Source organism: Actinoallomurus purpureus (assembly GCF_024055795.1).
Lineage (GTDB): Bacteria > Actinomycetota > Actinomycetes > Streptosporangiales > Streptosporangiaceae > Actinoallomurus > Actinoallomurus purpureus.
Genome location: NZ_JAMXMY010000026.1, coordinates 46,794 through 69,586, shown reverse-complemented (window position 1 = coordinate 69,586; position 22,793 = coordinate 46,794). Strand labels below are relative to the sequence as shown.

Below are 22,793 nucleotides of genomic sequence, written 5' to 3'. Positions count from 1 at the left end.
ATGAGTAAAGATTCCAGATCGCCGGTCGGGGCCCGCGCCGCTACCGGTAACGGCAACGGTAACGATGCCGACACCTACGGCTGGGACACGGCCTTCGCCATCAACTTCACCAACGCCAACACCGCCATAACCGAGGCATGGCCCAATGTGAATTCCGGTGCGAAGAACCTGGTGCAGCAGGCCAGCGACGACCCCACCTACAACATCAACGCCGTGCTCGGTCCCTGGCAGTTCACCGTTGGTGGAGACGGTAAGAACATCCGCATGGCCTGCCCCGTGGTGTCCGGTGTCTACAACGCCGGAGGCGATGGAACGATCCAGTTCGACGGCAAGAACTGTGAGATCGTCATCGAGATCGGGATGGAATGGGTGCCCGATCCTGACCAGTTCTCCTTCGTCATCAGCGACCAGGCCAAGGTGGACACGATCAAGGCCGACCTCGACAACAACACGATCGACAGCACGCTGCAGCAGGAGTTCTCGGCCAACAACATGCCGCTCTCGTCCGACGCCGTCGCGCGGGTCCAGACCGCGGGCGAGGAGTGGCTCATCACCGATGGCACCCCGAGCTTCTACATCTTCCACTCCACGGACAAGTACAACAACGAATTCCTGAACGTCTACCAGTTCGAGAAGGCATGGCTGAACGATCTCCAGGCTCTTCAAGCGGCTGCCTCTGAAGACGAACCCGCCGTCAGCATCATCACGATCGTGAACAACCCGGCCACCGGGATTGCCGCCGCCGTCCTGCCTGACCTGCTGAGCACCTGGTTCAACGCGAACATCGCCGAGTTCAACCACGTCTTCGCATCACTCGACCTCACCCCCCTCGTGTCCGCCGACGACAAGTACGCCTGGATGAAGCCGACGGCCACGAGTTATGCCGTCACCGACCAAGGCACCATGGACTCGAGCGTGTTCGGGGTGCTGACGATGGCTCTCGGGAACCCGCCGTCCGACAACCATCAGGTCTCTCCTTACGCCATACCTGCCGCCCCCGCGCAAGCCGGCTTTCTCATCAGCGGACCGATGTTCATGCAGAACATGATGCTTCCGGGCGCCATGGCGATCTTCAACAACGCCCCGGCGAGCAGCTTCGACATCGACAACGACGGCCTCACGGTGAGAAACAACACGGATCTCGTGTGGGGCAAGTTCATGATGGACAACAACCAGCAGGGCTCGGTCCCCGACAACGGCTACTCGGCACAGCTCGACCAGGGCATCCTGCCTGACGATCTGGTCAACGATCTCACAATGATCGGCGTCATGGTCCAGGGGTATTCCGTCTCGGTGACCGATGCGGGCAGTCAATGGTTGCTCAGCACCCAGGACGGTTCGGCGTACGAGTACATCCTCAACCTGGACGGCAGCAACATCGACGTGTACCTGGCGACCGTGGTGACCATCGCCAAGGGCAATTTCACGATGACCCTGGTGCATTCCTACATCGAGATCGAGTTCACCGACCTGGTCTATCCCTACAGCTCCAGCTACGACGTCCACGCCGACTACACCGAGCAGGTCACGCTCGAGCTGCAGACGTTGGACGGCAATCAGGTCTTCTGGGCCGATCCGGTCACTCAGAAGAGTCTCGTCGTGAACGTGACGAAGACCCAGTCGGCGATCACCCGCGAGATCGTCGAAGGTGCGGTGACCGCCGTGCTCTCCCTCGTCGCCATCGCCGGTCCGATCATCGAGGGCCTGCAGGCCGGCACAGAGATCACCGAGCTGAGCGAGGACGCCGGCCAGGGCATGATCGAGATGAAGACGTTCAGTCAGGTCCTGAATGAAAACCCTGAAGCGACCGAGCAGGACGCCCTGGAGGCGGGTAGTAACGCCGCCGATCAGAGCAGTGGAAAACTGACCAACATCAAGAATGCGTTCGGCACTCCGATGTGGAAGTTCGTGGCGACGTTGGCCGCCCTCTCCGGCGCTGTGGTGGGTGGTGACCAGGCGATCTCCGCGATCATCGAGAACGCGGTGACCAAGCAATGGCAGAACGTCCCCGGTTTCGACGACTTCGCGAATGCGGCGATCGTGCCCTATACCTGGCCGAGCGTCTCCGGCTACACGCTGCAGAGCGCGTCGCTGGCGGGGTCGCTCCAAATCGGCCTGACGGTCGACCAGTGATGACAGCGCCCGCCGCCGGCGCGACCGACGACGCCGCCGTTTACACCTATGGCTGGGACACCGCGTTCGCGATACCCGTGCCCGACGTGAACCAGGCCATCATCGACCACAAATCATCACCACCCGACTTCTCCATCACCGAGCCGACTTTCAGCGTGACGGGCAACTTCGGTGACTGGCAGGTGTGCCAGGGCGGTGACGGCAAGGCGGTCCGCATGATCTGGCCGCTCAGCCAGGTGGTGCTGACCTACACCAGCACGGGAAAACAGCTCACCTTCCCGGACGGTCACGCCGTGGTCGAGGTCGAGCTGCACTACATTCCGCATACCGGGGCAGAGGGGTCCTTCACCGGCAATCCTCAGGCACTGGTCGTCAACCCCACCGCATCGACGCCGACCGTACCGCCTTTGTCGATCATCGACGTTCAGCTCACTCCGCCACCGGGGACGGTCAGTGGTGCCCTGGTCCAGCAGGCGCTCCTGGACTGGGGGACGGCCCACCTCGCCGACTTCGCGCACGTGTTCGCCGTCGTGGATCTCAACCCGATCGTCGACACGGGGCAGTGGGGCTTCGTGACGCCCAACTACACCGACTACGCCTATCTCGACGGAGACTCCTTGCAGGACAGCGTCCTGGGGGTTCTCTGCATGACGGGGACGCGTACCGGCGACCAACTACCCGAGCAGGTGAGCCAGGCCGCCATTCCGTCCGGCAGCGTCGCCGGCTTCGTCGTCTCCCAGGCGCGGATGCTGAACGACCTCGTGCGGCCGGCGATCATGCTGGCCTATCCAGGATTGACCGACGGAAATTTTCTGCTCAACTCCGACGCCACCGAGCTCTATCTCACCGAGGGCACGTCGATACCGCTCGCGCCGGTGGTGCAGGACGGCTCCCCCTACTATCCGAGTCTGACGAACCTGACCGTCACCGCCGAGGGCAGCACGCTCATCCTGAACAGCTACACGTCCACGGATATCGTCGAGGGCATCACCGCGACGTGTCAGGCCACCAACTGGTACACGATCACCCTCGGGACGTCGTCCAACGGACAGACGCTGTCGTTCACCGCCACGCAACAGCCCGACATCGTCCACAGCATCCACCAGAGCCCAGGGTCCATCCTCACCCAATTCATCATCATGCTGGTCGGAACCCTCGCCCTGGGAATCCTCGCCGTCCTGACCGACGGCGCGGCGCTCGTCGTCGGTGGGCTGGTGATCGGGCTCATCCTGGGGGCCTCACAGATCACACCGGCACTGATCGAGAAGCTCAACGGCGACGACTCACCGGCGATCGACCTGTTGCTGGCCAACGCCGTCGACCCGATCGTGTGGACCGCCAGCTCGGGTTTCAGCCTGGACTACGCCGGCCTGAACGTGTCGCTCCAGCTCGGCGGCGACCCGCTCTTCGCCTGACCCACGATCACCAGCTACCCACGGAGGTCCGGACATGAAGCATCCGACCCGTTCATCACCGACCAAGGGGGGCGCACCCGTGACCGCCTCTCCAGGCCGGCGATTCGTCCAGTTGCGGCGCGCCGACGCGCAACTCGGGGGTGTCACCACAACGATGACCTTCCTGCCCGCAGCGGCCGGGACAACGCTCGGGGTGACCAATGACGGGGTGCTCGCAGACATCGCAAAGCGCGATCCCCAGCGAGCCGAGCGGATCCGCATCGGGATGCAGCAGCTCATCGGTCGTAACGATGCGGTGATGCGCTGGCTCGAAGCCGACCCGGCGAATACCGCGTTGTTCACCACCGATCCCATTGCCGCGCTGCGGCGCGCGTTGCCGGACCTCCCAGAGGACTTCTTCAACGGGTGGCAGTGACGCTGGTCCGGCGGTAGATAGTGATGCCGGTGGCCCGGGCCACAACGCTGTAGCCCAGTGAGGGCAGATCCGCGATCATCGACCGCTCGTACGGCGCGCCGGTGGTTACGACCCATTCGGGGCGGAACCACGGGCTCGGCTCGCTGAGGAAGCGGAACACCCGGCAGCGGCCGGTGAGCTGTGGTGCGATGCGGTTGGCGGTCGCCACGTCCGCTCCGTCGGGGATGATCCTCAACAGTGCTTCAGCGGTCCTGACCCGTTCCGGTACCCGCCAGGAGGCGGGGTTGAGCACACTCCAAAGTGGTTGTGGAACGCACATCGCGATGATGAGGGCCAGGATCGGTGCGACACGGGCGCCCCGCAGTACGGCGACGCGGTCGCTTGCGCGCATCCGGGCCAGGCCGTCGGCGAAGGCGATGAAAATTATTGGCATCAGCACGGCGTTGTAATGGAACCGGGTACCCCAGAAGATCGGATTGGATGTCCAGAATCGTGCGAGCAAAGATGGAGTTGCGAGTAGCACTAGCGGAGAGCGCAGCGCGAGGAACAGAGTAGGCGCGAGCAATGCCAGTATTGTCTCTTCCTTTGTCGCCGGTACTGGCAAAGAGGAAATGGATCCTGCGGTCTTGCCGTACGGATAGGAATGGTGCGAGTTGAACGCCGGGATGATAATGAGGACGGCGAGCGCGCCGACCGCCACCGCGACCGCGGCGACGAGTGCGCCGAGGCGGCGGTGGCCCTGCCAGAAGATATACACGCCGATCGCCGCGACGATGAACGCCTGGTCCTCCTTTACCAGCAGGAGCGGCAGCGCCCAGCCGGCGGCGGCGCGCCAGCGGCGCCGGGCGAGCAGTTCCACGCTGCGTGCGAGCAGCGGCACCGCGAAGGCGATCTCGTGAAAATCGAACACGACGGCCTGCTGAATTCCCCACGACAGGCCGTACGCCAGGCCGAGGCAGACACCCGCGCGGTGACCGCAAAAGTCGATCGCAAGGCGCGTCACCGGCACCGCCGACAGCGCGAGCAGCGCCGCCTGAAGGACCAGCAATGTGACCGGGCTCGGGAATATCCGGTAGAACGGCGCAGTGAGGATGAGAACCGGATGAAAATGGTCGCCCAGCAGATTGAAACCGGGCCCTTTCAGATCGGCAACCGGCGGGCGCAGATGGGCATACGAGCGGACCGCCTGCTCGAAGATTCCTAGATCATATCCGGTGCTCCGCATCTGACGATGACGGTTCACCGAAAGCGCGGAATAGGCGGCGAAGAGTAGGCAGGCGAGTAGCCGCGGAGATGATGACATGGCGGGCAGACTGGCCGACCAGAGCTGAATGCCCGCTGAAGCAACCTGAAGCCGATTTCAGGAATGTGTGGCGCCATGCCGCCATAATGTCCCGATGCGGTTGTTGCTGGTGGAAGACGACGAACGGCTTACGACCACGCTGACCCATGGCCTGCGGGCCGAGGGGTATGCGGTCGACGTCGCCCATGACGGCCGGGAGGGGCTGAGCCTTGCCCTTACCCACCCCTACACCGCGGTCGTCCTGGACATCATGCTGCCCGGGCTCAATGGCTTCGCCGTCTGCGAGCGGCTGCGCCGGAGCGGCAGCACGGTGCCGATTCTCATGCTGACCGCGAAGAACGGCGAGTATGACGAGGCGGAGGCGCTCGACACCGGCGCTGATGACTACATCTGCAAGCCGTTCTCCTACGTCGTCCTCATCGCCCGGCTGCGCGCGCTGCTGCGCCGCGGCGGCGCGACCCGCCCGTCGGTCCTGACCGCCGGCGACTTGCGGCTCGACCTCGCCGCCCGCCGATGTCGTCACGGCGCGACAGAGATACGGCTCACCGCGAAGGAGTTCGCGGTGCTGGAGTGCCTGGCGCGCCGGCCGGACGAGGTGGTCGCGAAGATCGACATCATCGACGAAGTCTGGGACCAGGCGTTCGACGGCGACGTGAACATCGTCGAGGTCTACGTCCGCACCCTGCGCCGCAAGCTCCCGTCCGGGTCGGCGACGATCCAGACCGTGCGCGGCGCCGGCTATCGGCTGGCGACCACCCATGGTTAGGCGGCTCAGATCGGTGCGGGCACGAGCCGCGCTGAGCGCGGCGCTCGCGGCCGCCGTCGTTTTCGGCGCCGGCGGCTGGTGGGTCCGCGACGTCGTCCGCAACCAGTGGCTGACCGCAGCGCGAGAGACGGCGACGCGCGACGCCTTCTCGGTGACCTCCGTTCTCGAATCGGGGGCCAGACCGCGCGGCACCGACTTCTCATTTGTCGTCGTCCGCACCGATGGGCGGCGCTCCATGGCGGCCGGTCCGGTCTTCGAAGGCGATCTGGACCGGCCCCTGCCCGGGTTCCCGCCGAGGGTCGGGTGGGGCATCCATACGGTCCGTGGAAAGGGCCGGTTCGTCGTCGGCACCACCAACGTGCTGCCGCCGGACTGGATCAAGATGCTGACCGGCAGCGGCGGCCAACCGGCACAGCGCCTGACGGTGTACGTGCTCGTCTCGCCGGCCGACGCCAACACGGCCGTCGCCACGATCGATCGCCTGCTCGGCTGGGGCCTGCCGGTCGCCGTGCCGTTCGTCGGCCTTATCGCCTGGTTCGTCACCGGCCGGGCCCTGCGGCCGGTGGAGGCCATCCGGGCGAAGATGGCCGACATCAGCGCCCACGCGCTCGACCAGCGGGTCCCCGTACCGGCCACCGACGACGAGATCACCAGCCTCGCCCGGACCACCAACGAGACCCTCGACCGGCTCGAACACGCCCACCACCGGCAGCAACGCTTCGTCGCCGACGCCTCCCACGAGCTGCGGACACCGCTCGCGGGCCTCCGTAACTCGCTGGAGATCGCGCTGGCCTACCCGGAGCGAACGGATTGGCCCATCACGGTCGCCACGGCACTGGCCGACGTCGACCGCCTGCAGCGCCTAGCCGAGGATCTCCTCCTGCTCGCCTCGCCCGCCCAGGTGAAACTGACGACCTCGGACCTCGCCGGCATCGTCGAGGAGCAAGTGGCCGAACGCGCCCACACCGGTGATGGCCCCGCGTTCACCGCGCACACGACACGCCCCGCCCTCGTACGCGAGAGCGAGATCCGACTCGCCCGGATCGTGCGCAACCTCCTCGACAACGCCGCCCGGCACGCCCGTACGAAGGTGGCGGCGACCGTCGCCGTCACCGACAGCAGCGTCACACTGACCGTCACCGACGACGGTCCAGGCGTCCCGCCCGAGGATCGCGAGCGGATCTTCGAGCGCTTCGTCCGCCTCGATGACGCCCGCACCCGCGCGCACGGCGGCGCCGGGCTCGGGCTCACCATCGTCCGCGATCTCGTCACCGGGCTGGGCGGCACCGTCCGCGTTACAGGCTGCTCCACCTTCGTCGTCACACTTCCCGGCGACGAGGCATGATCGCCGCCGCAGCGGCACGAGGCCGAGTGCATCCGGATCTTCGCCGACCAGAAGTCCGGCAAGAACGCCAGACCCAGGCCGCTGGCATCCCCAGCGAGAAGATCGACGACTATGTCACGGACGCTGTCCACGCGGAAGGCCTCGGCGACGAGCCGTGCAGCCGGACGAGTGCTTCCCGTACGGCCGCCCGGCCATCCGGAACGCCCGACCGCCCGATTCGCCCTGCTTTGCTCGACCCGGTGCCGTCGGCCCGAAGGGGGGCCGAACCGATTGCTCGGTGAACGCCGCATCCAGGCGACGGTCTACGGTGTTCGATCCCGGTTTGCGCCTGCGGTCACCGAGTTATCCGCTCGCCTCCGGGCCCGGAGAGCCGCTGGGAGACCGCTGTGACCTCGACACAGTCGCTTTCGTTCGAGCCGCTGCGGGTGCTCTTGCGCCAGATGGCCCTCGCCTGCTCTGGGGAGCTCATTCCGTTCTCACCCCGACGACGGCAACCTCGACGCAGCTGCCTTCATCGGATCCGCTATGAATGCTCTTACGCCATGTCGCATCGGCCAGGTCAGGAATGTTCATGGTCCGACGCTATCTGTTGAAGCACTCGAAGCGAAGATGCTTCGTCAAGCGCTGCACTTCGGAAATAGGCGAATATCTTTTCGAAGATCAGCACTTCCGCTTCGCTCTCTACGAAGGTGCTCCGCGTGAAGTCCTCGGCTACGGCGACGGTCAGCTGGCCGGGTGGGCCAAGCGTGAAGATGTCGAAGGATCCTGCGATGCCCAGGTCAGCGTTCGAAGACAGGGGTAGCACGTGCAGCGCGACCTGATCTCGTCGCGGGCTTTCGATCAGCTTTCGAATCTGAGCGCGCATCACCGAAGCGCCTCCGACCTGCTGTCGAAGCGCCGCCTCACCGATGACGGTCTCGTAACGGGGGGCGTCCTTCCGTGCCAGCAGCCGCTGTCGGCTCATTCGAAACCGCACCAGTTCCGCGTTGTTGCGCTTCGGACCCTTGAGCCCGGCTTTCATTAAGGCCCAGGCGTACTCTTCGGTTTGGAGGAGACCGGGGATGACGTTCGGCTGGAAGCTCTGGATCAGCACCGAGTCTTCCTCCAGGCTGGCCAGGTCGAGGGCGGCCGCAGAGATCCATCCTTCTCTTGCCCGCTGCCAGTTCTTGCCGGGGTTGTGTTTGGCGAGGTGGAGGAGGGACTCGCGGAGGGGGCCGTCGGGGACGCCGTAGAAGTCGAGCAGGTCGGAGAGCTCCTGCGGGTCGATGGGATGCAGGCCGTTCTCCAGCGTGCTGAGCCAGCCCTTTGAGCGGCCGTAGCGGCGGCAGGCCGTGTCCATGGTCAGCCCGTTCTCTTCGCGGGCCTTGCGCAGCGCCGAACCGATCCGGCGCATGCGTACGGAGGGCGCTTTCGCAAAGGGCATTTCCCCGGCATGTCACCGTCAGATTCGAAGTGAACACGGAAAGTGTCATCGGTGAACGTTCAGTGGAGGGCATCTGCGGTGATCCCTGGCGGACGCGGCCCGTCGGGCGGCATCCGCCAGGGATCACGATGGGCTGGTGCATCCGCCCACCGACGGGCCGGTCAGTGCGTCGTGTCCGTCAGACCTCGATCAGGGAGCCGTTCTCGTCGGTGCGGTCGGCCGTCTCGTCGTCGAACCAGATGCCGCCGGTGGCCAGGTAGCGGAAGCGGTGGACTCCGGGGGAGAGGGTCACCGAGACGGTGCGCCTGCCGTGGCGCCGCCTGACGAGCTCGTGGCGGCCGGGCTCCCAGCCGTTGAAGTCGCCGACGACGCTGACGACACCGTCGGGCTGGTCGGGGGGAAGGCTGAAAGTGACGCGGGTCTTGCGGCCGAACAGCCGTGAGCGCCTGAGCATCGGGAATCCTCGCAAAAGCTGGACCGGGGTAAGGGGGCTCTCAGCTTGGCGCGGCGGAGCGCGGACAGGACGGACGACACGGCGTGTAACTCAAAATTCACGCGCTTGGCGGCATACCGCATCAAAGGCGCAGGCCGGCCGATCGATGTCCTTCACAACGCGTGAACGCCGGCGGACGGGCTGGTCAGCTCACTTCCACGGGCCGGGCGTGTGCGGCGAACGCGTCGGCCGCGGCAAGGTCGAACTCCCCGTGGTCGCTGCCGATCCCCTGAGCCACCAGCGCCGCTGCAGCCGGTCGTGTCGACGACCTCGACGGCGAACGCCAGCACTTCGATCCTCTCGCCGACGGTCATCACGGCCCTCCGCTCGGGTCGACGCGACCAGATGAAATGTAGCTCTGAGTAACCGGCCGTTGTGCGTCCGCTGGGGACTCCCGCGGCAAGCTCAAGGGCAAACAGCCCAAGCTCACCGCCCGCCAGCAAGCGGAACTGGTGCGGATGCACGCCACCGGCGACTACACCATCGCCGAACTCATGGAGGTCTTCTCCGTCGGTCGTGCGACCGTCTACCGCGTCCTCGACCGCACCAAGACGACGGGGACGACGGACGCGGAGACTCCGCGTTAGCGCAGGTCGGCGATATCCGTTGGTTTTTCGGCCAGGACTATCGGGACCCCGAGAAAGCCCAGAGTTCGCGGCGAACTGAGGGATCCTCAGCGAGCCTGAGGGCGGCTTTGAACTCTGATGGGCGTATCCGGTTCGCTGTGAACCCAAGGGGCGACGTACAGCGCGGCAGGGCAGAGGAGTCCGCCGAATGTTGCCCTCTTATCCCTGCGTGTCATGTTCGCCGCGTGACCTGCGGTGACGGTTCCGGTTTGGCCTCGGGGCCGCGTTCGGGAGGAGAGGCCGACTCTTGCTTGACCGACTATTCATTGAGTGTATATTCGCTTGCATGTCTACCGGGCACATCCTGCTCGGCCTGCTTACCGAGCGGCCCAAGCACGGTTACGAGCTCAAACGCGAGCACGACGATCGGCTTCCCGGAGTGAAGCCGATCGCGTACGGACAGGTGTACGCCACCCTGCAGCGCCTTGAGCGTGACGGAAAGGTCGCCGTGAGCGGCACCGCGAAGGAGGGTGGGCCCGAACGTACCGTCTATGAGATCACCGGAGACGGCGCGGATGAGGTGCACCGCTGGCTGGCCGAGATCGAGCCGCCCGCGCCCTACGTCTCCAGCGCGCTGTTCGTGCGGGTCGTCCTGGCGCTGATCGCCGAGGGAACGGCGGACGGATACCTGCTGCGGCAGCGTGCCGCCCACCTGGAGCGGATGCGCGAGCTGACCGCCCGCAAGAACACCGCGGGGATTTCGGCGGGCGAGCTCCTCGCCACCGACTATGCCTTGTACCACCTCGACGCCGATCTGCGCTGGCTGGAGACGGCCCGGCAGCGCATCGACGAACTCACCCAGGAGATCCGCACATGACTTTGCTGGAAGCTCGCCGTATCGAGAAGGCGTTCGGCCGTACGCGCGCGCTGCGCGGTGTGTCCGTCGCGATCGGGTCCGGTGAGATCGTCGCGATCACCGGGCCGAGCGGCTCGGGGAAGTCGACGCTGCTGCACTGCCTCAGCGGGATCATGTGTCCCGAGACGGGCGAGGTCCACTATGACGGGCGGCGGATCGACACGCTCGACGAGGCGGCGCGCACCCGGCTGCGCCGTGAGGCGTTCGGCGTCGTCTTCCAGTTCGGCCGACTCGTCCCTGAGCTGACCGCGGCGGAGAACGTCGCGTTGCCGCTGCTGTTCGGCGGAAACGGCCGTGAGGAGTCCGCGACGGTGGCCCGTGCCTGGCTGGAACGGATGGACGCGCTTGACGTCGCAGACGCGCGGCCCGGAGAACTGTCCGGAGGCCAGCTTCAGCGTGTCGCGGTGGCTCGCGCGCTGGTCACCGGCCCGAAGGTGGTCTTCGCCGACGAGCCGACCGGGGCGCTGGACTCCGTCGCCGGCGAGAGGGTTCTGGGCCTGCTGCTGGAAGCCGCCCGGGTGAACGGTTCCACGGTCGTCATCGTCACCCACGACAACCGGGTCGCCGCGCACGCCGACCGGGAGATCGTGGTGCGCGATGGGGCGGCTGCGGGGGTGGTCGTGTGATGACCTTTTTCCAAGTCGCCGGAATGCTCGGACGCGGTGGGTCACGTGCCGAGCGCGCCCGTGCCCGACTCGTCGCCGCAGGGGCTGCGCTGGCCACCTGCTTCCTGTTCGGCGCGGCCAACGTGCTCACCCTGAACGGGCAACTCGACGACCGGCTGGGCCCCATCGCCAACCGGGGCACGCGTCCCGGTGTCGCCTTCGCATTCGGCCTGATGATCCTTCCGGTCGCCGCCTTCCTCTACCAGACGGGACGGCTGGCGTCCGCGGACCGGGAGCGACGGCTCGCCGCGCTGCGACTTGCCGGGGCGACGCCCGGGGAGGTGAGGCTGCTCGGTGCGTTGGAGACGACCCGCTCCGCCGCGCTCGGCACGGTGTGCGGCGCCATCGCCTACGTCCTGCTGGAGTGGTCGATCCGCGGGCTCCTGCTGCACCTGCCGACGACGGCAGCCGGGGTGCCTCCGGTCCCGGGCCTAGCCGCCATGGCCCTGGTCATCGCCGTCGCAACCGTCTCCGGCCTGCTTGCCGGGCGCCATGTCGTGACCAGTCCGCTGGGCGTGATCCGCCGCGCCACCCGGAGGCCACCCGGCCGGTATGTACTCTTGGTCCCGGTGCTGGGCTGCATCCCCATGGTCGCCCTGGTCGTCGGTGTTCAGATGCCGTACCGCCCGTTCGCCATCCTTCTCGGCGCCGGATTGTCCGCTGTCGGGCTGATGCTCTCCGCGAGCCGGCTGGTCTGGGCGTCCGCCCGAATCGCCGGGCGCCGAGCACGATCGGCGGAAACGCTGCTCGCGGCCCGCGCCCTGGAGGCCGACACCCGCCCGTGGGGCCGCACGATGTCCATCCTCGGCCTGGCCGTGGCCATCGGCAGCGGCACCGGGTGGATCCAGGCGGGGTTCATGGACGCCCGGCACACGCTCGATCCGTTCTGGCTGACCAGCTTCACCCTCGTCGACCTGGCGCTGCTTGTGGGAATGGCCGTGGCGGCGGCCGCCCTCATCACGCACCAGGCCGAGTACCTCATGGAGCATGGCCCGGTGCTGGCCACGCTGCGAGCCGCCGGCGTCGCCGACGGCGAGTTGCGCCGTGTTCTCACGCGGCAGGGGATCATCGCCGCGGTCCTGCCCTGCTCCGTCGCGGCGCTGATCGGTCTCCTCCCCCTAGCAAGGGCACTGCACAACGAGACCTGGGCGCTGTGGCCGGTGACGAATGCCGTCCTCATGGCCGCACTCGGCGTACTGGCGGCGACGCTCGCCACCAAGGCGTCACAGCACCGGCTCCAGCGCGCGGTCTCCCCCGGCCGCCTCCGCACGGAATGATCAGCGCACCGGCCGCAGGTCAAGGGCCGATCCCGCCCGGTTCAGCGCCGCGCCCGAGCGACCGATAAGTCCCTTGCCGTTCCCGCCGCAGACAGCCGATAGCCCCCCGCCTCACCCGAGGCGGGGGGAAGGGCCCGCGTTCCCAGATCAGCGTCTTGTGCATGCGGGTGACGACCTTGACCGCCTTGGCCTGCGGACTGTCGCCAGCGATGGGACGCAGTTGGTGGGAGTCGGTGCGGACCATGCCAGCCAGCATGTGCGCGTCTGCCGCGTCGCTCTTGGCACCCGAGACCGCCACGCGCTCGCGATAGCGAGCGGCCTGCAAGGGGTTCACCGCCAGCACCGTGTAGCCGGCCGAAGGCGTTGTGCCAGGCGTTGGTCCGCTCGATGTGCCAGCGTCAGATGGCCTGGTCCGGCGCTTTCTCGCCCGTCATAGTGGACCTCGCCGGCCTCGGGGCACATGATTTCGCTGAGGGCCAGCGTCCAGATGGACGGTGATGTCGCCGGGCAGCGGTCCCAGATCATCCAGCTTGTCCAGGGTGGTGGGGGGGCCAGCAGCGGGGAGTCATTGCGGTTGGCCGGGGCAAGCACCCTACGACTCCGGCAAGACCCGTGCCCTGCTCGACAAACGCGACCTGACCGGGCCAGATCGTGCGGCCCAGTGGAATGCCGCACCCGTCGACCAGCAGCGAGCGTTTCATGCCCTGCTTGCGCCGGTCGACCGGCGCAAGCAGGGCCAGTTCGCTAACGGGGCATCGTCGTCTTCCGCCGCGGCGACATACCCATCGCGATCAACCCCTGATCCCCGCTCCGTCTCATGACGCGAGAACGCCGGGGCCATGCGGGAGGGTGAGGCGGACCGATTTCGCAGCCGATTTTTTCGGCTACGGCCGAGGTCCTTCGCACTCGGGGGTCATCGGGAGGTCTCGGTGATCGTGCCGTTCAGCATCTCCCGGCCTTGTGCTGTGCCAAAGCAGATCAAGTTGTACTGCGTGCCGGCCGGCACGGCCGTGGCGATGATGACCGGTGCGGTGTTTCCGGCGGCGATGGTGTGCCCCCGGCTGAGGTCCTCGCCGTCGCGCCGTTCTGCGAAGCAGGACAGGGCGTTGTGGCGCCGGGAGGTCACCTGGACAGCGATCCGGTATTTGCCGGCCGAGGTCGGCGTGGACCCGTTGCGCAGGAACACGGTCAGGCCCTTGGCCGGCTCGATTTGGGTGAACCAATGCGACGCGGTCTGGCTCGCCTTCGACTCGGTGAACCCTTGCGACGCGGTCTGGCTCGCCTTGTGCACCAAGGTGCCGGCAGAGGCGCCGTCGCCGCCGGCGCCCATCGTGACAGCGGCGGCCAGCGCGACCGCGCCCGAGCCGAGCAGTAGGTGCAGAGATCGACGTGGCATGACAAATCCCCTCTACTCATTGAGTGTATACTCATAGTGAATAGCATGCCGAGGCTCCGCGTCAAACGCGTTCGGGGTTGAGGAACCGGTGGACAGCCGTAGCGGTGAGATCTTGTCGGCAAAGGAGCGTAACCGGCGAGATCATTCTCACCGCTACTGGCCGTTCCTGGACTCCTCGACGCCAGTCAGGCCGCGCCCTGGTCGTCGAGATCGAGGTCGAGGTCGAGGTGGTTGGTCATGTCCAGCTCCAGCCGCCCGTACAGGTTCAGGTGGGTCCAACTCGCGGATCTGCTTGCGATGGTTGATGGCCTGCCTGGAGGCGCTCTCACTCCCGCCGCATGATGACTGGGCCTTTCTTCCGATCCGCATAGAAGGCCAGAAGAAACACGTTCTGTAACCATGTGGCTACTGATCGGTATCACTGAGGCGCGATCGCTACGCAACGAGCTCGAGACGTTACATACAGCTACTTTTCACTTGGTCGCACCGACCCGAGCGGAGGGCCATCACCAGTGCGCCGCATGCTCCCCGGGTTGACCGCGACGCAGCCGACGCCCCGATCCAGCTGCGCGCGAGCGCCGACGCCTCAGTCACTACAAACGCCGCGGCTACCCACTCACCTAACTGCCGTTGCAGTACTGGCCGCTGACGCTTTAGGCCTCTTTGAGTTAATCGCGCCGTGGTCCGAGGAATCATGCCCCGATGACGGGACAAATGAGACGCTCACCCGGCGGAAAGACGGTCACATTCGTGGCGGCGCTCACCGTGGTCGCCACGTCGGTGGGGGCGCCGTCGACGGTCAACGCCCAGGCGGCCACGACGGCGCGGGCCTCGTCCACCCTCGCGACCCCGCCGCTGCCCTGCCGGCCGCCGGCCCGGTCCAGGCCGACGGTCGTCCTGGTCCATGGAGCCTGGGCCGACACCTCGAGTTGGAACGGCGAGGTGGACGCTCTACGGCGAGCGGGCTATGACGCGCGGGCGATAGCGAATCCGCTGCGAAACCTGACGAGCGACGCCGCGACCGTCGCCGACTTTCTGAAGACCGTCCCCGGCCCGATCGTGCTCGTCGGACACTCCTACGGAGGCTCGGTGATCACGAACGCCGCCGCGGGCGTTCCGAACGTCAAAGCCCTCGTGTACGTCGACGCCGCGGCGCCGGACATCGGGGAGACCACCGGCGGGCTCAGCGGCTCCGACTCCGACCTCAACAAGGACGCGGCCACCCTCTACGACAAGGCGCCCTACCCGGGAGCACCCCAGGGAGCGACCGACCTGTATCTCAAGCAGAACGTCTTCGTCCATTCGTTCGCCCCGGACCTGCCGCAGGACACCGCCGTACGCCTGTGGGCCTCCCAGCGAGCCGCCTCGACCAGCGCGTTCATGACGCCGTCGAAGGCCGCGGCGTGGAAGACGATCCCGTCCTGGTACTTCATCAGCACCGGCGACCGGATCATCACCCCGGCCTCAGAGCGGTCCATGGCCCACCGGGCGCACTCGAAGATCACCGAGTTCCACGGCGGCTCTCACCTGACACTCATATCGCACCCGGATGCCGTGACGTCCGTGATCGGATCCGCGATCTGCTCCATGCGATAGACAGCTCGCGGCGGCTGGGGCCTGAGCGGACGGTTCAGCGAGCCGGGTGAGCGGCGCGATAACCGTTTGCGCCGGCGGATCAGTCGGCTAAGGTGCGGCTCGTGACTCGGCACCAAGAGGGAGAGCTGGGCGAGGGGGAGACAGCCTGCGCGCGGTGAGCCCGCGCGTCCGCTCTTCTCGATGACAGCGCGGCCGGTGTATCACCGGCCGTTTTGTGCTGCCTGGACGCGGTATCTGTCCCGCCTCCTTGCTGGAGTCATCCTTGTCGTTTCTTCCTGTCTCGCGTTACCGCCTGTCCACGCGGCAGCGCCATTACCTTCTGGCCGCCGGCCTCTTTCTGGTCCTGGGGTTCCATGTCGGGGTCTGGGCCGTTCAGCTGGCCGAACTGGCGTCCGCCCTGCGTCTGAAGCCTGGCGCTCTGGGCATGGCGGTGACCGCCGCCGCGACCGCCGGGGTCATCACCCTGTTCGGTGGCGGACGTCTGGTCGACCGGGTCGGGCGCCGCCCGATCATCCTCACCGGGTTCACCGGAACCGCAGCGGCCTTCGTGCTGCTCGGGTGGGTCGTTTCAGCCGACACCCTGGTCGCGGTGTTCGTCATGTACGGCCTGATGGTGAGCTTCATCGATCTCGGCGCCAACACGGTCGGCGCCGACTTCGAGCGGACCTACGACCGCCAAGTCATGACCGGGCTGCATGCCGGGTTCAGCCTCGGGGCGCTGCTGGGCGCCGCCCTCAGCGCATCGCTGCTTTCGATCGGCATCGGGTTTCGCGTCGTCTACCTCCTCCTCGCGGGTGTCCTCGCCGCAGCGGGCCTGACGGTGAGCGGGGCGTCCCTGCCGCCATGGCGGGAAGCCGGGCGCGGCGAGAATCCGGGCCACCGGAAGCAAGGCGTATGGCGTATCCCGGCGGTCGGGCTCGCCATCGCCGTGGTATCGGTGACCTTCTTCGGAGACGGCGCGCTGGAGAGCTTCCTGGCGATCTACCTGCGGCAGGATCGCTCCTCCAGCATCGCGCTCACCGGAGTGGGCATCGGCGGCTACCACCTGGCATCGTTCCTCGGCCGGCTCCTCGCCGCCCGCCTGCTGCGGCGATGGGGAGAACGCCGGGTACTGCTCGGTGCAGGGCTCCTCGCCTCCGCGGGAATCGCCTGCGCCGTCGGCGCGCCGGGGGCCGCTTCGGCGATCGCAGGCCTGCTGCTCACGGGCCTGGCCGTCGCCCCGATCGTCCCGACCGCGCTGTCGCTCGCCGGACGCAGTGCCCCTGGCCGTTCCGGGCAGGCGGTGGCGACGACCACCGCGGCCGGCTACAGCGCCTTCATTCTCAGCCCCGCCCTCATCGGCGGCATCGCCGACGCCACCACCTTGCGGACGGCCCTGGCACTGCTGGTCGGCACCAACCTCGCCGTGACCCTCCTCTCGGCACGATGGCCTTCCACCGCGTCGAAGGGGAGCGGTATCAGTCACGGGCGCGGCGGTTGAGCATGGGCGAGTAGCGCCAGGTCGCCCAGGGACCGCCGGAAGGCAGTGCTCATGACGGTTCCTTCGCCGGCCGCCGCGGAGGAGCCGTCGACATTCCGAGAGCTCATCGGGCGACGGGGTTCCGGGTCACCTTCAGGCGGGAGAAGTCGTAGTCGATCCGGTCGACCGCCCGCTCGGCCTGCTCGTCGACGAGGACGGGATCGGCGGACCGGCTCTCCATCGTTCGGAATGTGAGAAACCATCGCCGTGGAACGGCAGCTTGCGGATCGGACGTCAGAAGGCGCGCGGTCGGCCCGGCATCGACGCGGCGCGTGTCAACGCACGTCCAGGGGGTGGGCGTGTGCGGCGAACGCGTCGGCCGCGGCGAGGTCGAACTCCCCGTGGTCGCTGCCGAGACCTTGGGCCACCAGCGCCGCAGCCGCGCAGCCGAGCACGGCGGCCTCCCGAAGAGGACGGCCGAGGCCGATGCCGCGGAGGAAGCCGGCGGAGAACGCGTCGCCGCAGCCGGTGGTGTCGACGACCTCGACGGCGAACGCCGGCACTTCGAAGGTCTCGCCGGCGGTCATCACCAGAGCGCCGCGTGCTCCCCGGGTGACCGCGACGCAACCGACGCCCCGATCCAGCAGCGCGCGAACGCCGTCCTCGAGCGTGGCGGCACCGGTGAGGCCGAGGACCTGTTCGTCATTGGGCAGCAGGTGGTCCAGGCCCGGAAGCGCGAGTGCGATCGCGTCGAGGAACCCGGGATCGCCGGGGGCCAGCAGGTCGGCGGAGGTGACCACGCCCGCCGACCGCGCGGCGGCGAGGATCTTCGCCGCGTTCTCGCCGCCCATGAGCTCGGGCGCGCCCAGGTGGAGGTGGGTGGCGTCGGCGATGTCGGCGTACGGGGCGTCGTCGCTCCCGTACGTGAGGTTCGCGCCCAGGACGTGGAAGGCGGGCCTGCTGCCGTCCGGGCGGATCGGCAGCACCGACGCCGAGGTCTGCACGGTGTCGCGGCGTACGACCAGCGAGACGTCGATTCCGTGCTCGGCGAGCATGGCCAGCATCAGGTCGCCGATCGGGTCGGCGCCGACCGCCCCGGCGGTGCGGACCACCGCACCGAGCTTGGCCAGGGTGACCGCGGTTCCCGCGGCCGTTCCCGCCGGGCTGAAGCGGATCTGGTCGACGAGTGCCGCGCCCTGCCCTTCCGGTATCGCCTCGACCGGGCGGACCTGCACGTCGAACACGTGCGCACCGAGGGTGATGACCGTCTGCGTCATCGGGCGTTCTCCTTGTCGATCCGTCGAGTCTCGCCGTAGCCCCGGCGCAGCGCCCCCGTGATGACGGCGGCCTGCTGGTCGGCACTCAGTGCCCGGGGCGTGCCGACCGTGGCGGCGCGCAGGTAGACGCCGCACGCCCACTCCAGCAGGAGCGCGTTCTCCACCGCCTTGTCCAGCGTCGGGCCGTGCGCGATCGCACCGTGGTTGGCCATGAGAGCCGCCGACCTGCCCTCCAGCGCCGTCAGCACCAGCTCCGCCAGTTCCGGCGTGCCGAAGACGGCGAACGGCGCCACCCGCACCGATCCGCCGATCTGAAGCTGCTGATAGTGCACGCAGGGAAGCTCGTCCAGGACCAGGGACAGCGCGGTGGCCTGCGGCGAGTGCGTGTGCACCACCGCACCCGCGCCGTACCGCGCGTAGATGCCCAGGTGGAGCGCGAGTTCGGAGGTCGGCTCCAGATCGCCGGCGACGACGCCGCCGCCCGGATCCACCACGGTCACCTGCTCCGGTGTGGCGTGCCCGAGCGTGACGCCGGTCGCGGAGACGGCGATGTGATCACCCGAACGCGCGCTCACGTTGCCCGCCGTGCCGATGAGCAGTCCTTCGCCGGCGAGACGGCGGCATGCCGCGGCCACCGAGCGTCGCTGTTGTTCCAGGACCTGGTCCGCACCCGCCACAAGATCGAAGATTACGGTGAACATGAACCAAAGTCACGTTCGGCTTTCGCGGTGACGGCCGGGGCCGGGCGGAGGTCAGAACGCGCAGGGCAGCTGATTGATCCCGTTCACGAAGCTCGACCGCTGCCGTACGGGCGGGGCCGTGGCGTGGATGGCGGGCAGCCGGGTGAACAGCTCCCGCAGCAGCACCGTGATCTCGCGACGGGCCAGGTGCGCGCCGAGGCAGAAATGGGGGCCCGGCCCGCCGAATCCGACATGAGGGTTGGGCGTCCGGGTGATGTCGAAGACGTCCGGGCGGTCGAAGACGGCCTCGTCGCGGTTGGCCGAGTTGTAGTAGAGGACGACGCGGTCCCCGGCGCGGTAGGTGTGGCCGAGCAGCTCCACGTCGCGGGTGACCGTGCGGCGCATCCAGGTCACCGGCGTGGCGTACCGTACGACCTCCTCGACCGCCCCCGGCAGCCGGGCATCCAGGTCGTCGAGGAGCAGCGCCCGCTGGTCGGGGTGGTCGGTGAACAGCGCGAGGGCGTGGGACAGCGCGGTGCGGGTGGTCTCGTTGCCGGCGACGACGAGGAGTCCGAAGAACTTGCCCAGTTCGCGTTCGGTCAGCGACTCCCCATCGACCTCGGCGCTCACCAGGGCGGTGACCAGGTCGTCCGACGGGTGCGCCCGGCGTTCGCGGGCGAGTTCGCCCATCAGCGCGTGCAGGAAGGAGAACTTCTCCGTGAGCAGCGAGACCCGGTCCCGCCCGTCGGGCCCCGCGTAGTCGGGATCGCCCGTCGCGAGGATGAGGCTGGTCGCGTCGATCACGTCGTCGTACGCCGACTCCGGGATCCCCATCATCGCGCAGATGATCGTGAGCGGCAGCGGCATCGCCACCTCGGTGACGAAGTCGCAGGGGCCGCGCTCGACGAGGCGGTCGACGATCTCGGCCGCGAGCCGCGCGACGTCGTCCTCGAACTTCTTGATCATCCGAGGCGTGAAGGCACGCGAGACGATCCGGCGCAGCCGGGCGTGCCGCGGGTCGTCCAGGCTGATCATGGAGCCGACGAAGTCGCTCAGGGCGGGCGGCGGATCGTCCAGGCTCGTCGCGGTCGGCTCGGAGCTGAACACCTCCGGGTTGCGGCTGACCTCCAGGATCTGCTCGTGACGGGTCAGGGCGAAGAACCCGTTCACCGGCTGCCTCGCGTCGGGGGAGTAGCCGACGAACACGGGCCGCCCGGTGGCCCGCAGCGCCGCGAACACCCGCTCGCGTTCGGCCGGGGGCCGCGCCCAGAATTCCAGTCGCGCGAGATCCGCACCGTACGCCATGGCCACCGCTCCCCGCATCGACGATCAGAGATCCACTGACGCCCACGGTAAGACAGCGTCGCCCTTTCTGTCATCGGCCCGGTAAACGCCGCTTCGGACTGTTTTCCCGGTTGTATACACAAGGGCGGTACCGGTTACCGCGACGTCACATCGGCGATCACGCCTCGCAACGAGAGCTGCGCAGAGTGGTCGCCATGGAACTGAAGATCAGGAACGGCCGCTCGATCGACCGCGCCGGCGCTCCTCACGGTCACGGCAGGCGGACATGGCGGCGCGAGGCCGTCGAGTTCGCGGCACTGTTCGTGGCGGCGGGTGTCGCCCACCTGTTCTCCACGGCGCTGGGCCATCACGAGTCCGGCGCGCTGATGCTGGTCGCGCTCGGTGGCGTCCTGTGCGTGATCGTGTCGGCGCACATCTGGCTGACGCACCGGCACGATCACCACCGGCACGCCTCGTCCGCGCGGACCGCCCCCGCGCCGGAGACCGGTCTGCCGCCGGCGCGGCTCTGGCGGGTACGGGCCCGGGTGCGGGAGACGCCGGGGCAACTGGCGGCACTGGCCGCGGCCACCGCCGCGATCGGTGGCAACATCATGTCGCTGAGCACCCAGCCCGACACCGACGGCACCATCGACGAACTCCACGTCCAGCTGCCGGAGCCCGTCACCGCCGAGACACTCGTCGGCGCGCTCACCGCGGCGGGCGGCCGGGCGGTGCGGGCCTGCCCCGCCACCATGCGCGAACTGGTCGACCCGGTCACCCGCGCCCTGCTGCTGGCATCCTGGGCCGGTGAGGATCCGGACCGGCTGCCCGTCGCCCTGGCGGCGCTGCTGGAGGCACGCCTCATACCGGACGCCGGCGACCCAGACGGCCGGGAGACGCTGTCCCTGACCTCTCCGACCGGCGGCCGGGTCCGGCTGCACCGGCCGGGCCTGCCCTTCACCGCCACCGAGACGGCACGCGCGCTGGCGATGCTCGGCCACACCGGCCGTGCGGTGGGCGCCCGTACGGCGTGACGATGACCGCGCTCACGTCCGTACGGCGCGACGACGACCGCGCTCACGTCCGTACGGCGCGACGACGACCGTGTGGACGCCCGTACGACCTGGCGACGGCCATGCTCACGTCCGTACGGTTCCGGTGAGCCGGCGCACCGCCTCCAGGCAGTCGGCCGGGGCCGCGGAACCGCCCTCGTCGTACGCGGCGGTGAACTCCGTCTCTCGCAGCGCGGCGCGGATCCTCGCCGTGGCGCGGTCCACGTCCTCGCGCTCGGCGGGGCCGGCGGCCAGACCGGAGGACCGGCGCAACGCGGCCGCCGTTCCCAGGAGGCGGGCGGCCCGGGCATGGTGGCCGGCGAGGCTGAGCGCGCCGGCGACGCCTTCCAGGGCGCCCGCCGTGTCGCGGGGGGCGTCCATCCGCAGCGCGGCGGCGAGGGCGTCCCGATGGACGGCCAGGGCCGTGGCTGCGTCGCCGCGGGTGCTCGGCCACGTAGCCGAGGCCCATCTGCAGGAGCGGCAGGTGCAGCGGGCGCGACACCACGAGGGCGCGCGCCCCGGGCTCGGCGTCCTCCAGAACGCGCCGCAGCTGGGACGCCTTGGCCGACAGCGGCCCGGCGGGATTGCCGGGCAGCCGGTCGCCCCACAGGTCGTCGATCAGCCGGTCGGCGGGGACCGGGCGCCCCGCGTGCACGAGCAGATCGGCCGGCAGCGCCCGCACCTTCACCCCGGGAACCGGCACGGACCGGTCGTCGTCGGTCCAGAGGGCCAGCGGGCCGAGCATGCCAAAGCGCATGAGCCGCACGATAACGGCAGCCCCCCGCCGTGCCGTCCGCCGGGCGGACCCCGGCCGTTCGTTGACCTTGGGAGTATCGCCGTTTCCCGGTGGCTCGGAAGGGCGATGGTCCCAAAGTCAACGGCTCGGGGGCGAGGATCAGAGCAGGCGCGCGGTCTCGGTCGCCGCGGCGGACACGCGGGGCGATGCCGGGACTCCTTCTACGCACCGTTCCGGCTTCCACCGTCCGTCGTGCTCCGGCTCAGTTTCTGCCGTGCGTCGGCACAGCTCACGCCGACCGCCGTGCGTCGGCCTAGCTCACGCCGACCGCCGTGCGTCGGCCTAGCTCACGCCGACCGTCGTGCGTCGGCCTAGCTCACGCCGACCGTCGTGCGTCGGCACAGCTCACGCCGACCGCCGTGCGTCGGCCTAGCTCACGCCCTCCGTCTGCTGGCGCAGCTCTCATCGTCTGTCGGCCCGGCTCACGCCGACCGCCGACCGCCGACCGCCGACCGCGGTCCGCCGTCCACGGTCCGCCGGTCCGCTGGCCCGGCTTCCGACGGCTGCGGGCGGGGTCGTCCGCTGACTGTGCGGGA

The 22,793-nt window shown here is 68.4% G+C and carries 22 protein-coding genes and 3 pseudogenes; 12 read left to right on the top strand and 13 right to left on the bottom strand.

The genetic code is table 11. From position 1 onward, the window contains the following. From NE236_RS36150 to NE236_RS36140, 3 genes are read left to right on the top strand one after another with little or no spacing between them, the layout of a single operon-like run. On the top strand, positions 1–2,133 hold the full coding sequence (locus tag NE236_RS36150; protein WP_252846750.1) for a TULIP family P47-like protein: 2,133 nt from the start codon (positions 1–3) through the stop codon (positions 2,131–2,133). After that, the gene (locus tag NE236_RS36145) at positions 2,133–3,548 is read left to right on the top strand and encodes a TULIP family P47-like protein (RefSeq protein WP_252846749.1); all 1,416 of its coding nucleotides are present in this window, start codon (positions 2,133–2,135) and stop codon (positions 3,546–3,548) included. Before NE236_RS36150 ends, NE236_RS36145 begins: the two co-directional genes overlap by 1 nt. 34 nt (positions 3,549–3,582) lie before the next feature. Beyond that, the gene (locus tag NE236_RS36140) at positions 3,583–3,963 is read left to right on the top strand and encodes a hypothetical protein (RefSeq protein ID WP_252846748.1); all 381 of its coding nucleotides are present in this window, start codon (positions 3,583–3,585) and stop codon (positions 3,961–3,963) included. Here NE236_RS36140 and NE236_RS36135 read toward each other — a convergent pair. Then, positions 3,947–5,266: a DUF2079 domain-containing protein gene (locus NE236_RS36135; RefSeq protein WP_252846747.1), complete on the bottom strand. Its 1,320-nt coding sequence runs from the start codon at positions 5,264–5,266 to the stop codon at positions 3,947–3,949. The genes NE236_RS36140 and NE236_RS36135 overlap by 17 nt on opposite strands. Before the next feature lie 94 nt (positions 5,267–5,360). On the opposite strand from NE236_RS36135, the gene NE236_RS36130 reads away from it, so the two are divergent. Continuing rightward, complete coding sequence (locus tag NE236_RS36130) at positions 5,361–6,032, top strand: response regulator transcription factor (RefSeq protein ID WP_252846746.1); 672 nt, start codon at positions 5,361–5,363, stop codon at positions 6,030–6,032. A gap of 13 nt (positions 6,033–6,045) precedes the next feature. Beyond that, complete coding sequence (locus tag NE236_RS36125; RefSeq protein ID WP_252846745.1) at positions 6,046–7,377, top strand: sensor histidine kinase; 1,332 nt, start codon at positions 6,046–6,048, stop codon at positions 7,375–7,377. 334 nt (positions 7,378–7,711) lie between these two features. Here NE236_RS36125 and NE236_RS45355 read toward each other — a convergent pair whose 3' ends face one another. The 4 genes from NE236_RS45355 to NE236_RS36110 all read right to left on the bottom strand — a co-directional run bounded on the left by NE236_RS45355 (position 7,712) and on the right by NE236_RS36110 (position 9,254). After that, complete coding sequence (locus tag NE236_RS45355) at positions 7,712–7,846, bottom strand: DUF397 domain-containing protein (protein ID WP_372494493.1); 135 nt, start codon at positions 7,844–7,846, stop codon at positions 7,712–7,714. After that, a complete protein-coding gene (locus NE236_RS36120; protein ID WP_252846744.1) occupies positions 7,843–7,950 on the bottom strand; it encodes a DUF397 domain-containing protein in 108 nt (35 codons plus the stop codon). The genes NE236_RS45355 and NE236_RS36120 overlap by 4 nt, the downstream gene beginning before the upstream one ends. Beyond that, positions 7,937–8,800, bottom strand: coding sequence for a helix-turn-helix domain-containing protein (locus NE236_RS36115; protein ID WP_252846743.1), 864 nt, complete (start codon positions 8,798–8,800; stop codon positions 7,937–7,939). The genes NE236_RS36120 and NE236_RS36115 overlap by 14 nt, the downstream gene beginning before the upstream one ends. A gap of 178 nt (positions 8,801–8,978) precedes the next feature. Then, a complete protein-coding gene (locus tag NE236_RS36110; RefSeq protein WP_252846742.1) occupies positions 8,979–9,254 on the bottom strand; it encodes an isoamylase early set domain-containing protein in 276 nt (91 codons plus the stop codon). A gap of 461 nt (positions 9,255–9,715) precedes the next feature. Between NE236_RS36110 and NE236_RS36105 the strand changes: the two are divergent. The 4 genes and pseudogenes from NE236_RS36105 to NE236_RS36090 all read left to right on the top strand — a co-directional run. Then, positions 9,716–9,880: pseudogene (locus NE236_RS36105) on the top strand (helix-turn-helix domain-containing protein); the annotation flags it as partial. Between the two features lie 325 nt (positions 9,881–10,205). Then, positions 10,206–10,736, top strand: a complete 531-nt coding sequence (locus tag NE236_RS36100) for a PadR family transcriptional regulator (RefSeq protein WP_252846740.1) — start codon at positions 10,206–10,208, stop codon at positions 10,734–10,736. After that, positions 10,733–11,401 (top strand): ABC transporter ATP-binding protein, encoded by a 669-nt coding sequence (locus tag NE236_RS36095; protein WP_252846739.1) that lies wholly within the window; start codon positions 10,733–10,735, stop codon positions 11,399–11,401. Before NE236_RS36100 ends, NE236_RS36095 begins: the two co-directional genes overlap by 4 nt. Beyond that, positions 11,401–12,717, top strand: coding sequence for an FtsX-like permease family protein (locus NE236_RS36090; RefSeq protein WP_252846738.1), 1,317 nt, complete (start codon positions 11,401–11,403; stop codon positions 12,715–12,717). Before NE236_RS36095 ends, NE236_RS36090 begins: the two co-directional genes overlap by 1 nt. Positions 12,718–12,736: 19 nt before the next feature. Here the strand turns inward: NE236_RS36090 and NE236_RS36085 are convergent. The 4 genes and pseudogenes from NE236_RS36085 to NE236_RS36070 all read right to left on the bottom strand — a co-directional run. Continuing rightward, positions 12,737–13,063: pseudogene (locus NE236_RS36085) on the bottom strand (IS110 family transposase); the annotation flags it as partial. A gap of 129 nt (positions 13,064–13,192) precedes the next feature. Beyond that, positions 13,193–13,460, bottom strand: a pseudogene (locus tag NE236_RS36080) (hypothetical protein); the annotation flags it as partial. Positions 13,461–13,630: 170 nt separating this feature from the next. After that, positions 13,631–14,113 (bottom strand): hypothetical protein, encoded by a 483-nt coding sequence (locus NE236_RS36075; RefSeq protein WP_252846736.1) that lies wholly within the window; start codon positions 14,111–14,113, stop codon positions 13,631–13,633. Positions 14,114–14,298: 185 nt separating this feature from the next. Then, positions 14,299–14,442: a hypothetical protein gene (locus NE236_RS36070; protein ID WP_252846735.1), complete on the bottom strand. Its 144-nt coding sequence runs from the start codon at positions 14,440–14,442 to the stop codon at positions 14,299–14,301. A gap of 385 nt (positions 14,443–14,827) precedes the next feature. On the opposite strand from NE236_RS36070, the gene NE236_RS36065 reads away from it, so the two are divergent. Both NE236_RS36065 and NE236_RS36060 read left to right on the top strand, forming a co-directional pair. After that, entirely contained in the window at positions 14,828–15,709 is an 882-nt protein-coding gene (locus tag NE236_RS36065) for an alpha/beta hydrolase (RefSeq protein ID WP_252846734.1), read from the top strand. Positions 15,710–15,971: 262 nt separating this feature from the next. After that, the gene (locus NE236_RS36060) at positions 15,972–17,189 is read left to right on the top strand and encodes an MFS transporter (RefSeq protein ID WP_252846733.1); all 1,218 of its coding nucleotides are present in this window, start codon (positions 15,972–15,974) and stop codon (positions 17,187–17,189) included. Positions 17,190–17,503: 314 nt separating this feature from the next. On the opposite strand, the gene NE236_RS36055 is transcribed toward NE236_RS36060, so the two are convergent. Genes NE236_RS36055 through NE236_RS36045 form a run of 3 tightly spaced genes read right to left on the bottom strand, consistent with a single transcriptional unit; the run spans position 17,504 to position 20,430 of the window. After that, on the bottom strand, positions 17,504–18,445 hold the full coding sequence (locus NE236_RS36055; protein ID WP_252846732.1) for a carbohydrate kinase family protein: 942 nt from the start codon (positions 18,443–18,445) through the stop codon (positions 17,504–17,506). Beyond that, positions 18,442–19,146, bottom strand: coding sequence for a class II aldolase/adducin family protein (locus tag NE236_RS36050; protein ID WP_252846731.1), 705 nt, complete (start codon positions 19,144–19,146; stop codon positions 18,442–18,444). The genes NE236_RS36055 and NE236_RS36050 overlap by 4 nt, the downstream gene beginning before the upstream one ends. 51 nt (positions 19,147–19,197) lie before the next feature. Continuing rightward, entirely contained in the window at positions 19,198–20,430 is a 1,233-nt protein-coding gene (locus NE236_RS36045) for a cytochrome P450 (RefSeq protein ID WP_252846730.1), read from the bottom strand. Positions 20,431–20,624: 194 nt separating this feature from the next. On the opposite strand from NE236_RS36045, the gene NE236_RS36040 reads away from it, so the two are divergent. Continuing rightward, positions 20,625–21,443, top strand: a complete 819-nt coding sequence (locus NE236_RS36040) for a hypothetical protein (protein WP_252846729.1) — start codon at positions 20,625–20,627, stop codon at positions 21,441–21,443. A 105-nt stretch (positions 21,444–21,548) separates the two neighbouring features. Here NE236_RS36040 and NE236_RS36035 read toward each other — a convergent pair whose 3' ends face one another. After that, a complete protein-coding gene (locus NE236_RS36035; RefSeq protein ID WP_252846828.1) occupies positions 21,549–21,842 on the bottom strand; it encodes a hypothetical protein in 294 nt (97 codons plus the stop codon). Positions 21,843–22,793: the final 951 nt, after the last annotated feature.